The sequence below is a fragment of the Dyella sp. EPa41 genome (genome assembly GCF_016586165.1).
In the GTDB taxonomy this organism is placed as follows: Bacteria; Pseudomonadota; Gammaproteobacteria; order Xanthomonadales; family Rhodanobacteraceae; genus Dyella.
Genome location: NZ_BCPR01000008.1, coordinates 1 through 12,116 on the forward strand (window position 1 = coordinate 1; position 12,116 = coordinate 12,116).

Genomic DNA, 12,116 nt, shown 5'->3' on the forward strand with positions numbered 1-12,116 from the left:
GGAAGCCATCGCGGCCGAAGGTTTCGAGCGCATCCATCGCACCAACCTGATCGGCATGGGCGTGCTGCCGCTGGAGTTCAAGCCGGGCGCCAACCGCAAGGCGCTGGGCATCGACGGCACCGAGACGTTCGACGTGGTCGGGGCGCGCACGCCGCGCGCCGACCTTACGCTGGTCATCCACCGCAGGAACGGCGAGCGCGTCGAGGTGCCGGTGACCTGTCGCCTGGATACCGCCGAAGAAGTGTCGATCTACGAGGCTGGCGGCGTGCTGCAGCGCTTCGCGCAGGACTTCATCGAGGCTTCGCAGGCCGCGTAACGCAAGGCCCCTCTCTCCCACGGGACTAGCTTCGCGTCGCCGCAGGGGGAGAGGGGAGAAAGCAACATGGCGTAGACACAGGATTTCCATGAGCCATCAACCCCAGATCCGCATTCCCGCCACCTACCTGCGCGGCGGCACCAGCAAGGGCGTGTTCTTCCGTCTGCAAGACTTGCCGGCATCCGCGCAGGTGCCCGGCGCTGCGCGCGATGCGCTGCTGCAGCGCGTGATCGGCAGCCCCGATCCCTACGGCAAGCAGATCGACGGCATGGGCGGCGCCACCTCCAGCACCAGCAAGACGGTGATCGTTTCCAAGAGCAGCCGACCCGGCCACGACGTGGATTACCTGTTCGGCCAGGTGGCGATCGACAAGGCCTTCGTCGACTGGAGCGGCAACTGCGGCAATCTTTCGGCGGCCGTGGGCCCGTTTGCCATCGCCAGTGGTTTGGTGGACGCCGGGCGCGTTCCGCATGACGGCATGGCCACCGTGCGCATCTGGCAGGCCAATATCGGCAAGACCATCATCGCGCACGTGCCCATGACCCACGGCGAAGTGCAGGAAACCGGCGATTTCGAACTGGATGGCGTGACGTTCCCGGCGGCCGAAGTGCAGCTTGAATTCATGGATCCGGCGGCCGAAGAGGAAGGTGCCGGCGGCGCGATGTTCCCGACGGGACATCTCGTCGACGACCTGGATGTGCCGGGCGTCGGCACGCTCAAGGCCACCATGATCAACGCTGGCATTCCCACGATTTTCGTGGAGGCGTCGGCGATCGGCTACACCGGCACCGAGCTGCAGGACGCGATCAACAGCGACGCCAAGGCCTTGGCGATGTTCGAAACCATTCGCGCGCACGGTGCGCTGCGCATGGGCCTGATCAAGTCGCTCGATGAAATCGCCACGCGCCAGCACACCCCCAAGGTGGCTTTCGTCGCCACGCCCGCCGACTACGTCGCCTCCAGCGGCAAGCCGGTGGCGGCCAGCGATGTCGACCTGCTCGTGCGCGCGATGTCGATGGGCAAATTGCATCACGCGATGATGGGTACGGCAGCGGTGGCCATCGGTACGGCCGCAGCGATCCCGGGCACCCTGGTGAACCTTGCGGCCGGTGGTGGCGAGCGCCAGGCGGTGCGCTTCGGCCATCCGTCGGGGACCCTGCGCGTCGGCGCCGAGGCAAAGCTGGTGGACGGCGCGTGGGCGGTGACCAAGGCCATCATGAGCCGCAGCGCGCGCGTACTGATGGAAGGCTGGGTGCGCGTGCCGGGCGGGTCGTTCTGAACTGAGTCGGCTTCGGCCCATACGTGGCTGGGGTCGGCCAGCCCATCGCGTGGCAGTTGTTGTGGCGGGAGGCTGGCGTACCTCCCACCGATGGTTCGCAAGGCGATAAGCGAGGCCGTTGGCCTGGTTCCCTGCCATGCCGCCTTGGGGCGGCATAAGCATGGCCGTCTCGTGGGTCCGGCCAGGGCGCCATCCGGTTGGCCCCGTAGCCCCTCTATGAACTTGCGGCCGGCTACCTATACTCGCCCCAACGCGACCGCTTGGGGGCGGGCGTAAAAAGGGGGGCTTATGAAGACGCTTTTCAAGCGCGCGGCTGCCTGCGCGCTTTGCTTGGTGCTGGGTGATGCATGGGCGGGAAGCGTGGCGTTTGCCGATCTGGCACGCCATGTCCAGTACCAGGAAGTGAAGATTTCGCCGGATGGCCATTACGTCGCCGCGACCACCGTCGTGGATGGCAAGCCGCTATTGGCGCTAGTGGATCTCGCCAAGCAAAGCGGCGTCATGATCAAGCCGCGTGAAGGCAACCAGGTCGTCGACTTCTGGTGGGTCAACGATCGTCGCGTGCTCTATACCGAAGGCACCAAGCTGGCAGGTTGGGATCGCCCGTTCTCCACCGGCGAAATCTTTGCCGTCAACGCGGATGGTGGTGGCGCGCAGTTGCTGTTCGGTTATCGCGCGAGCCCGTCATTCAAGGCCTCGCTGATCCAGCAGCGCCAGCCCGAGCGGGCCAGTGCGGAGATCATCGACACGCTGCGCGGCGACGAAAATCACGTGCTGATTGGTGTCACGCCATGGGACAGCGGCGTCGACGGTGATTACACGAAGATATTCCTGATGGACGTCCGCGACGGCAGCAAGCACCAAGTGGCCACGGCGCCGGTGCGCAAGGCCGAATTCGTCACCGACCATCATGGTGTCGTGCGATTTGCCTTGGGCGTGGACAGCCATGCCTACATGCAGGTGCACTACCGCGAGGGTGATGGCAAACCCTGGACGCTTTTGTTCCAGGCGACCGCCAAGAAGGACGTGCCTATTCCTCTCGCATTCAATCGCGACGACAGCGTCGTTTACATGTCCTGCGACGTTCCCGGCAAGGCGGGCGCGGTCTGTCCCTGGGAGGTCGACAAGCAGGCCATGGCGGAGCCCGTATGGAGCAGCGAGGTCGCCAGCGCGGCGGACCTGGTCTACAGCATTGACCGTCAGGACGTCGTCGGCGTGTATTCGATGCCGGCCACGCCGACGACCGAGGCGTTTGCACCCGAATCGGACAGCATGAAGGCGATCATCGCCCTCTCGCACGATCTGCCGGGTGAAAGTGTGCGTATCGTCTCGGGCACCGACGATGGCACCAAGGCCGTCGCGCTCGCTTCGTCGGACATGGATCCGGGCACGTTCTATCTGTGGGACAGGGCAACGGGCAAGGCGGTTCCGTTGTTGCAGCGCGCGCCCTGGATCAAGCCGATGGCGATGGCGGAGAAGCAGCCTGTCGAATTCAAGGCGAGGGACGGCCTGACCCTGCACGGATACCTGAGTACGCCGCCGGGCAAGGAGCAGGCCAAGCACATGCCCCTGGTGCTGTACGTCCATGGCGGGCCCTTCGGCGTCCGCGACAAGTGGGAATACGACCCGTACGTGCAGGCGCTCGCCACCCATGGCTACGCCGTGCTGCAGGTGAACTACCGCGGCTCCAGTGGCTATGGAAATGCGTTCATCGAGAACGGTTTCGGCGAATGGGGCGGCAAGATGCAGGACGATCTGACCGACGCGACGGACTGGGCCATCAAGCAAGGCATTGCCGACGCCGGCCGCGTGTGCATTTTCGGCGGAAGCTATGGGGGGTATGCGGCGCTTGAAGGAGCGGTCAAGGAGCCTGACCTCTATCGCTGCGCGATCGGTTATGTCGGTGTGTACGATCTTTCCATGATGTACTCCAAGGGCGACATCTCGGACTGGGTGTCAGGCAAGAGCTATCTTCGCTACTCGCTGGGCAGCGACCCTGCCACGCTGGCTGCGCGCTCACCCATCAACCAGCTCGACAAGCTCAAGGCAAACGTCATGCTGATCGTGGGCGGCCAGGACACGCGCGTGCCGCCGCAGCACGGCGAGAACCTGCACGCTGCGTTGCAGAAGCGCGGCATAGCCCACGAATGGCTATACAAGTCTGACGAGGGGCATGGCTTCTACGACGAAAAGAACACCGCCGAGCTGTTCGAGCGGGTGACGCAATTCCTGGACCGCAACTTGAACGGTCCGGCTGCGGGCGCCGGTTCGCATTGACGCGATGCGCCCCCGGCATCGCGGCGGTTGCCGACGTGTCGGGGGCGTTGCCAGCCAGGGATGCGGGCCGCGAAGCGGCCTGCGCGTCATTCAGAACAGCAACGACGCCATCCGCCGGCGATAGCGACCGACGAGTTCCGCGTCATCCAGCGTGGAGAAGGCGGCCAGCAGGCGCTTCTTCGCCTGGCCGTCGTTCCAGTCGCGGGCCTTTTCCAGCGTCGTGAGGAACTGGTCCAGTCCGGCCGCCGAATCGCCGTCCAGCAACAGGCGCACACCCAGCAGGTCGCGCGCTTCCCAGTCGGCCGCGTTGGCATGGATGCGCTGTTGCAGCTCGGCCACCGACGGCGCTCCCTTCAGCGCGCGCGCCAGGTCGAGCTGGCTGCGCAGGCGCACGGCCCGCGGATCGGTGGCGAGGTTGGCGGGCAGGGCGGCGAGCTCGGCTTCCGCCGACTCCACGTTGCCAGCCCACATCAGTGCAAGGGCGAGATCAAGTTTCAGCTCGGTCCGCTCGGGTTCCGCGGCGATCGCCTGCTGGAGGCGGCTCACGGCTTCTTCGGGCGACTCCTGGACGGCCGTTTCGCCGTCGTCGTTGGCGGCTTCGCCGTCCTGCGGCTGCACGTGGCGCAGCAGGAACTCGCGCAGCTGGCCTTCGGGCAGGGCGCCGGCGAAACCGTCGACGATCTGGCCATCTTTCACCAGCATCACCGTGGGGATGCTGCGGATGCCGAACATGCCGGCCAGCTGCTGGGACTTGTCCACGTCGACCTTGGCCAGCCGGAAGGCGCCGTTGAATTCGCCAGCCAGCTTTTCGAGCATCGGGCCGAGGGTTTTGCACGGGCCGCACCAGGTCGCCCAGAAGTCCACGAGAATGGGCGTGGTCAGCGAGGCCTGCAGCACCTCGGCTTCGAAGTTGTCCTCGCGCACGTCGAAGACATGCGTATCGGCGGTCGTGGCACTCACTGGAAACTCCCGTTGACGGATGGGCCCACAGATCAGGGCAAAGCCCAGCATATCAAGGGTTAAGCATGTTCCGCCCCATTTCACGGGAGCATGACGGGACGGGGCCGGGTGCGGGCGGCGCGACCGCGATCGCTTACCATCGCTTCAGGGAGGGCCGTGTAACAGGGTGTCCAAGGTCCTATCGGCGTTTGGTAGCGATATTTGCGAAAATCACGGAATGACCAGGCCCGCGCAAGGCGTCAAAACCGGCATCGCTCCACCTACGCTGTGGATCTGCGAGCACTGCGACACCGTCTATCGCCGGCGTGAACTGGCGTGTGGCGAGGTGGCTCGCTGCGCGCGTTGCGACGCGATCCTGGCACGCCATCACAGCTTGTCGGTAAACGCCATACTGGCGCTGGTGGTGACGGCCATGATCGCCTTCATCCAGGCCAACATCTGGCCCATCGTCACCCTCGGCCTCAATGGGCAACTGATCAGCACCACGCTGTGGGGCTGCATCGTGATGATGTGGCGCGAGCATGCGCAGGTGGTGGCCGTGCTGGCGGCCGCCACGCTGTTCTTCTTTCCCATCGTCAAGATGCTGCTGCTGGGCTGGGTGTCGCTGTACGCGCGGTCCGGACGCCGCGCGCCTGGATTCCGCTGGGCCATGGTGACGCTGTACCGCATCGGGCCGTGGACCATGAGCGAGGTGTTCGTGCTCGGCGCCTTGGTGGCCATCGTCAAGGCGCACATGTACTTCGACGTGATCCCCAACCCGGGCATTTTCGCCTATGGCGTACTGATGCTGATCATCACGGCTTTCTCCAGCATCGACGTGCGTCGCCTGTGGGACGTCACCGAAGAGAGGTCCGCGTGAACGGGCTGCCGCGCGCCGGCGACCTGGGCCTGGTCGGCTGCCACGTATGCGGCCTGGTGTGCCGTGACGTCGAGGCGCCGAATGCGGCGTGCCCGCGCTGCGGGTCGGCGCTGCACAAGCGCAAGTCGGCGAGCTACAGCCGCACCTGGGCGTTGCTGATCGCGGCTTTCATCTTCTACCTGCCCGCCAATGTGCTGCCGATCATGCGCACGGTGAGCGTGGGCGACGTGGACGACAACACCATCCTCAGCGGCATCATCGAGCTGTGGGTGAAAGGCTCCCCCGATCTTGCCATCATCGTGTTCACCGCGAGCATCGTGGTGCCGGTGCTGAAGTTCTTCGCCCTGAGCCTCTTGCTGGTCAGCGCGCAGCGGGGCAGCCGATGGGCGCAGCGGCAGCGCTCCAAGCTCTACCGGCTGGTGGAATTCATCGGCTACTGGTCGATGCTGGACGTGTTCGTGGTGGCGCTGCTCACGGCGCTGGTGCAGTTCGGTTTCTTCAGCCAGGTCGAGCCCTTGCCCGGCGTGGTGTACTTCGGCCTCACGGTAATCATTACCATGCTGGCCTCGATGACGTTCGACCCCCGACTGATCTGGGATGGCAGGGACTTCGATGACTGACGACAAGCCAATCAATCAGGACCTGCCCGAACCGGTGGTGCGGCGACCCCGCATCAACGCGTCGATCGTATGGCTGGTGCCGATCATCGCGGCGCTGGTCGGCCTTTCGCTGGTGATCCATGCCTGGCTGGAGGCCGGCCCCACGGTCAGCATCAGCTTCCTCAGCGCCGAGGGCCTGGACCCGGGCAAGACGCCGGTGAAGTACAAGAACGTGATCATCGGCCGCGTGACCGCCGTGCGACTCAGCGAGGACCGCTCCCGCATCATCGCCAAGGTGGCGCTGGAGAAGAGCGCGCAGGGCTTCGCCACGGCGGATACGCGGTTCTGGGTGGTGCGGCCGCGCATCGGCCTGGGCGGCGTGTCCGGCATCGATACCCTGCTTTCGGGCGCCTTCATCGGTGCCGACGTGGGCGAGTCGCGCGAGCCCAAGAGCGAGTTCACCGGCCTGGAGAATCCGCCGCCGGTGACCCATGGCGCGCCGGGCAAGACCTTCGACCTGCATGCGGATGACCTCGGCTCGCTCGATATCGGCTCGCCCGTCTACTATCGCCGCATCCAGGTCGGCCGCGTGTCCACCTATCACCTGGACAAGGACGGCAAGGGCGTCACCCTGCAGATCTTCGTGGATGCGCCGAACGACCAGTTCGTCACCACCTCCTCGCGTTTTTGGAATGCGAGCGGCATCGACGTGTCGCTGGGCGCGGATGGCCTGAAGGTGAACACGCAGTCGCTGGCGACGGTGCTGGCGGGCGGCGTGGCGTTCCAGGACCCGCCGGGGCCGCATGACGCCACCCCCGCGCAGGAAGATGCCGCCTACCGGCTGTTCAACGATCGCGCGACCGCGATGGCGCCGCCGGATGGCGAACCCAAGTACATCCGCATGCGCTTCGACCAGTCCTTGCGCGGGTTGGCGGTGGATGCACCGGTCGAATTCCTCGGCGTGCCATTCGGGCGCGTGGTGTCGGTCAACCTCGATTTCGACGAGAAGACCCAGACCTTCCCGACCATCGTGGGCGCCGTGGTCTATCCGGCGCGCCTGGGCAAGGCGCACGACAAACTCGTGGCGCTGGCCAGGGCCCGCGGCGACGACGAGCAGATGTCCCAGATGATGGGGCGCCTGGTCGAGCATGGCCTGCGCGCGCAGGCGCGTACCGGCAACCTGCTGACCGGCCAGCTCTACATCGCCATGGACTTCCTGCCGAAGGCGCCAAAGGTGGCTTTCGATGGCACCGCCAGGCCGCTGGAGATACCCACCGCACCGGGCGACCTGGACAAGATCCAGCAGCAGATCGCCGACATCGTGGGCAAGCTGCAGAAGGTGCCGTTCGACAGCATCGGCAAGAACCTCGACCAGTCGCTGGCCGAGCTCAATCGCACGCTCAAGCAGGTCAATGGCAGCGTACTGCCGGAAATGAAGAACACGCTGAAGGGCGCACAGCAGACGCTGGGCACCGCCAACAGCGCCTTCGCGCCGGATGCGCCGCTGCAGCAGAACCTCGGCGGCACCCTGCAGGAACTGCAGCGCGCCGCGCGTTCGTTGCGCGTGCTCACCGATTACCTGGGCGATCATCCGGACGCATTGCTGCGCGGGCGTCGCGCCGACGACAAGCTGCAGCCCACGCCGCCGCCGGCCGCGCCGGCACAAGGGAGCAAGCCATGATCCGTGCCCGAACCCTGAACCTGGGCGTGGCCCTGCTCGCACTCGTGGTTGGCGCGTGCAGTTCGGTGCCGCCGATCCGCTACTTCACCCTGGTGCCGGCCCCCGCTACCGAGGCGACCGTCGCGCCCTCGGCGCAGCCGTTCCAGTTCGAGCTGCTGCCGGTCACCGTCCCGGCCCAGGTCGACCAGCCGCAATTGGTCGTGCGCCAGGGCGGGCAGGGCGTAGCGGTACTGCAGGGCCAGCGCTGGATTGCCCCGCTGGGGGATGAAGTGCGCGGGGCGTTGTCGGCCGACCTCGCGCGTGATTTCCACGCACAGGACATCACCGGCCTGCCTGCCCAGGGCAAGGCCAGCGTACGCATCAAGGTCGATGTGCGCCGGTTCGACTCCGTGCCCGGCAGCTATGCCTACCTCGATGCCGCCTGGAGCGTGCGTTCGCTGAAGGGTGGCGAACCACTGGCATGCATGAGCCGCATCAGCGAGACCGTGGGCGAAGGCTACGACGCCCTGGTGCAGGGCCATCAGCAGGCCGTCGCCCACCTGGCTGGCCAGATCGGCGCAGTAGCCGCCGCCCTGGCCGGCGGCCAGCCAGCCAGCTGCCCCAACAGCTGAAGCACGCAGATCCCTGCTGTAGGAGCGCACCCTGTGCGCGACCGCGGCGTTTGAATCTCGCCGCTCCGTAGGCTTGTCGCGCACAAGGTGCGCTCCTACAGGAAAAACGGCGTCGTAGGGCGGTTTCACGCCAGTTCTGCTAGTCTGCCGCGTTCACCATCAGTCATTGCCGACTGAGAAAAACATCACGGCGCCGGACACATGCAGGACATTCAGGATCAGGTTTCCCAGGACCAGGGCAACGAGCAGGGCTACCAGCCGCAGGCGGTGGAAACCGCCGCTCAGGACTTTTGGCGCGACCATCGCGCCTATGAGGTGAAGGAAGACGCCTCGCGGCCCAAGTTCTACTGCCTCTCCATGCTGCCGTACCCTTCCGGCGCGCTGCACATGGGCCACGTGCGCAACTACACCATCGGCGACGTGATCAGCCGCTACCAGCGCATGCAGGGCAAGAACGTGCTGCAGCCGATGGGTTGGGACGCGTTCGGCCTGCCCGCCGAGAACGCCGCGATCAAGAACAAGACCGCGCCGGCCAAGTGGACCTACCAGAACATCGAGCACATGCGCGGCCAGCTGCAGCGCATGGGCTTCGCCTACGACTGGACCCGCGAATTCGCCACCTGCCGCCCGGACTATTACCGCTGGGAACAGCTGATGTTCACGCGGTTGATGAAAAAGGGCATGGCCTACCGCAAGAACGCGGTGGTGAACTGGGATCCGGTCGACCAGACGGTGCTCGCCAACGAGCAGGTGGTCGACGGCCGCGGCTGGCGGTCCGGCGCGCTGGTGGAAAAGCGCGAGATTCCGCAGTGGTTCCTCAAGATCACCGACTACGCGCAGGAGCTGCTGGACGGCCTGGATACGCTGCCGGGCTGGCCGGACGCGGTGAAGACCATGCAGCGCAACTGGATCGGTCGTTCCGAAGGCCTGGAAATCCATTTCGACGTGGAAGGCGAGAGCGAACCGCTCACCGTTTTCACCACGCGTCCCGACACGCTGATGGGCGTCACCTTCGTCTCCATCGCGGGCGAGCATCCGCTGGCGATCAAGGCCGCGCGGGACAATCCGAAGCTGGCTGAATTCCTGGAAGAGCTCAAGCACGGCGGCGTGTCCGAAGCCGAGCTGGAGACGCAGGAAAAGCGCGGCATGGATACCGGCATCGAAGCCATCCACCCGCTCACCGGCGAGAAGATCCCGGTGTTCGTCGCCAACTTCGTGCTGTGGGGCTACGGCACCGGCGCGGTGATGGCCGTGCCCGGCCATGACCAGCGCGACTGGGAATTCGCCCAGAAGTACGGCCTGCCGATCAAGATGGTGGTGGTGAATCGCGCCGTGCTCGACGCGGTGGCCGAGATCCATCACGACCTGGCCAAGGGCGTCGGTTCCGACCCGCTGCGTGCCGCGCTCGGCGTCGGCAGCGTGGACGTGTACGACGTGCCGGCGGCGGTGCAGCTGATCGAAGATTTCGAAAAGAGCGTCCAGCAGGACAGCGCCTATACCGAGCGCGGCTACCTGGTGAACTCCGGCGACTTCGACGGCATGGATTACAACCAGGCCTTCGAAGCCATGGCCGCCCGCTTCGAGCGCGAGGGCACCGGCGTGCGCCGCGTGAACTGGCGCCTGCGCGACTGGGGTGTGAGCCGCCAGCGCTACTGGGGCTGCCCGATCCCGGTGATCTACTGCCCCACCTGCGATGCCGTGCCGGTGCCGGAAGACCAGCTGCCGGTGGTGCTGCCCGAAGACGTCGCGTTCTCCGGGGTGCAGTCGCCGATCAAGGCCGACCCGGCATGGCGCAAGACCACCTGCCCGCAGTGCGGCGGCGCGGCCGAGCGCGAAACCGACACCTTCGACACCTTCATGGAGTCGAGCTGGTACTACGCCCGCTACACCAGCCCGGGCGCCCACGACCAGGTCGACGGGCGCGCCAACTACTGGCTGCCGGTGGACCAGTACATCGGCGGCATCGAGCACGCCATCCTGCACCTGCTGTATTTCCGCTTCTATCACAAGCTGATGCGCGACGCGGGCCTGGTGAAGTCCGACGAACCGGCCACCAACCTGCTGTGCCAGGGCATGGTGATCGCGGAGACGTTCTATCGCGACAACGCCGATGGCTCGAAGGACTGGATCAACCCGGCCGATGTCGAGATCGAACGCGACGAGAAGGCGCGCGTGATCGGCGCACGTTCGAAGAGCGACGGCGAGCCGGTGAAGATCGGCGGCACCGAGAAGATGTCCAAGTCCAAGAACAACGGCATCGACCCGCAGGCGATGGTGGACAAGTACGGCGCCGACACGGTGCGCCTGTTCTCCATGTTCGCCGCGCCGCCGGAACAGTCGCTGGAATGGAGCGAGGCCGGCGTGGAAGGCATGGCGCGCTTCCTGCGTCGCTTCTGGCGCGAGGTGACCACGCATGCCTCGCAGCCGGATCATCCGGTGGTCGACGTGTCGACCCTCGATGCCGGCCAGAAGGCCTTGCGCCGCCAGGTACACGAGACGATCCAGAAGGTCAGCGACGACTTCGGCCGCCGCCATTCCTTCAACACCGCCATCGCCTCGCTGATGGAGCTGCTCAACGCGCTCAACAAGTTCAACGACATGAGCGAGCAGGGCCGCGCCGTGCGCCACGAGGCGCTGGAGGCCATGGTGCTGCTGCTCAACCCGGTGGTGCCGCACGTGAGCCACGCGCTGTGGCAGGTGCTGGGTCACGCGCCGTCGGTGCTGGAAGACCAGCCGTGGCCGCAGGTGGACAGCGCCGCGCTGGTGCGCGACTCGCTCACCCTGGCCGTGCAGGTCAACGGCAAGCTGCGCGGTACCATCGAGGTCGCGGCCAACGCGTCGAAGGAAGAGGCCGAGGCGCTTGCCCTGCAGCAGCCGAACGTGAAAGCCTTCCTGGAGGGCCAGGCCGTGCGCAAGGTGATCGTGGTCCCGGGCAAGATCGTCAACATCGTCGCAGGATGAAATCCATGAGCCGTGTGTTCAAAGCTTCGCTGCTGTTGATCTCCACCTTCGCCCTGGCGGCATGCGGCTTCCACCTGCGCCAGAGCGTGGCGTTGCCGCCGGCGATGCAGCGGGTGCATGTCACGGTCAACGGCGACATCAACCTGCAGCGAGGCCTTGCCCGCGCACTGGCCAGCTCCGGTGCCACCGTGGAAGACCACGCGGGCGCCGACATCGCAGAGCTCAGCGTGCCGGTGGCGTCCTTCAGCACGGAGACGCTCACCGTCAGCGGCCAGGCGCGCGTTACGGAATACACCGTGCGCTACCAGGTGCAGTTCGAGGTTCACGACGGCGCCGGCCAACCGCTGGTGCAGCGCCAGCGCATCGACATGTCGCGCGAGTTCAGCTACGACGCCACCAATACCATCGGTACGACGGCGCAGGTCGATGCGATCCACAGCAGCCTCAACGACGACATGGTGCAGGCCGTGCTGTTCCGTCTGCAGGCCGCCGGCCGCCATCCGGAACAGACGGCTGCGCAAGCTGTCCAGGCGGCCGAACCGGCCCCGGCGCCGGCCAGCAGCACGCACTGAG

Annotated in this window: 9 protein-coding genes and 1 pseudogene; 9 read left to right on the forward strand and 1 reads right to left on the reverse strand. The window is 66.1% G+C overall.

The window, feature by feature from the left end:
• From JMF82_RS04305 to JMF82_RS04315, 3 genes and pseudogenes are all read left to right on the forward strand, one after another.
• Positions 1-316 (forward strand): annotated as a pseudogene (locus JMF82_RS04305) (Fe/S-dependent 2-methylisocitrate dehydratase AcnD); the annotation flags it as partial.
• A gap of 88 nt (positions 317-404) precedes the next feature.
• The gene (gene prpF / locus JMF82_RS04310) at positions 405-1,595 is read left to right on the forward strand and encodes a 2-methylaconitate cis-trans isomerase PrpF (protein ID WP_201313306.1); all 1,191 of its coding nucleotides are present in this window, start codon (positions 405-407) and stop codon (positions 1,593-1,595) included.
• 288 nt (positions 1,596-1,883) lie between these two features.
• Complete coding sequence (locus JMF82_RS04315) at positions 1,884-3,872, forward strand: S9 family peptidase (protein ID WP_201313307.1); 1,989 nt, start codon at positions 1,884-1,886, stop codon at positions 3,870-3,872.
• A gap of 90 nt (positions 3,873-3,962) precedes the next feature.
• On the opposite strand, the gene trxA is transcribed toward JMF82_RS04315, so the two are convergent.
• Entirely contained in the window at positions 3,963-4,832 is an 870-nt protein-coding gene (gene trxA / locus JMF82_RS04320; protein ID WP_236585290.1) for a thioredoxin, read from the reverse strand.
• 217 nt (positions 4,833-5,049) lie between these two features.
• Here trxA and JMF82_RS04325 point away from each other — a divergent pair, with 217 nt between their 5' ends.
• From JMF82_RS04325 to lptE, 6 genes are all read left to right on the forward strand, one after another.
• On the forward strand, positions 5,050-5,691 hold the full coding sequence (locus JMF82_RS04325) for a paraquat-inducible protein A (RefSeq protein ID WP_201313309.1): 642 nt from the start codon (positions 5,050-5,052) through the stop codon (positions 5,689-5,691).
• Positions 5,688-6,311, forward strand: a complete 624-nt coding sequence (locus JMF82_RS04330; RefSeq protein ID WP_201313310.1) for a paraquat-inducible protein A — start codon at positions 5,688-5,690, stop codon at positions 6,309-6,311. Before JMF82_RS04325 ends, JMF82_RS04330 begins: the two co-directional genes overlap by 4 nt.
• The gene (locus JMF82_RS04335) at positions 6,304-7,971 is read left to right on the forward strand and encodes an MlaD family protein (RefSeq protein WP_201313311.1); all 1,668 of its coding nucleotides are present in this window, start codon (positions 6,304-6,306) and stop codon (positions 7,969-7,971) included. Before JMF82_RS04330 ends, JMF82_RS04335 begins: the two co-directional genes overlap by 8 nt.
• Positions 7,968-8,582, forward strand: coding sequence for a PqiC family protein (locus tag JMF82_RS04340; protein ID WP_201313312.1), 615 nt, complete (start codon positions 7,968-7,970; stop codon positions 8,580-8,582). The genes JMF82_RS04335 and JMF82_RS04340 overlap by 4 nt, the downstream gene beginning before the upstream one ends.
• Before the next feature lie 201 nt (positions 8,583-8,783).
• A complete protein-coding gene (leuS, locus tag JMF82_RS04345; protein WP_201313313.1) occupies positions 8,784-11,543 on the forward strand; it encodes a leucine--tRNA ligase in 2,760 nt (919 codons plus the stop codon).
• Between the two features lie 5 nt (positions 11,544-11,548).
• Complete coding sequence (gene lptE / locus JMF82_RS04350) at positions 11,549-12,115, forward strand: LPS assembly lipoprotein LptE (RefSeq protein WP_201313314.1); 567 nt, start codon at positions 11,549-11,551, stop codon at positions 12,113-12,115.
• Position 12,116 lies beyond the last annotated feature (1 nt).

What these genes read in the sequence shown, in the direction of transcription:
- prpF (WP_201313306.1), top strand. Translation starts at nt 405, where the DNA reads ATGAGCCATCAACCCCAGATCCGCATTCCCGCCACCTACCTGCGCGGC.
- JMF82_RS04315 (WP_201313307.1), top strand. Translation starts at nt 1,884, where the DNA reads ATGAAGACGCTTTTCAAGCGCGCGGCTGCCTGCGCGCTTTGCTTGGTG.
- JMF82_RS04325 (WP_201313309.1), top strand. Translation starts at nt 5,050, where the DNA reads ATGACCAGGCCCGCGCAAGGCGTCAAAACCGGCATCGCTCCACCTACG.
- JMF82_RS04335 (WP_201313311.1), top strand. Translation starts at nt 6,304, where the DNA reads ATGACTGACGACAAGCCAATCAATCAGGACCTGCCCGAACCGGTGGTG.
- JMF82_RS04340 (WP_201313312.1), top strand. Translation starts at nt 7,968, where the DNA reads ATGATCCGTGCCCGAACCCTGAACCTGGGCGTGGCCCTGCTCGCACTC.
- leuS (WP_201313313.1), top strand. Translation starts at nt 8,784, where the DNA reads ATGCAGGACATTCAGGATCAGGTTTCCCAGGACCAGGGCAACGAGCAG.
- lptE (WP_201313314.1), top strand. Translation starts at nt 11,549, where the DNA reads ATGAGCCGTGTGTTCAAAGCTTCGCTGCTGTTGATCTCCACCTTCGCC.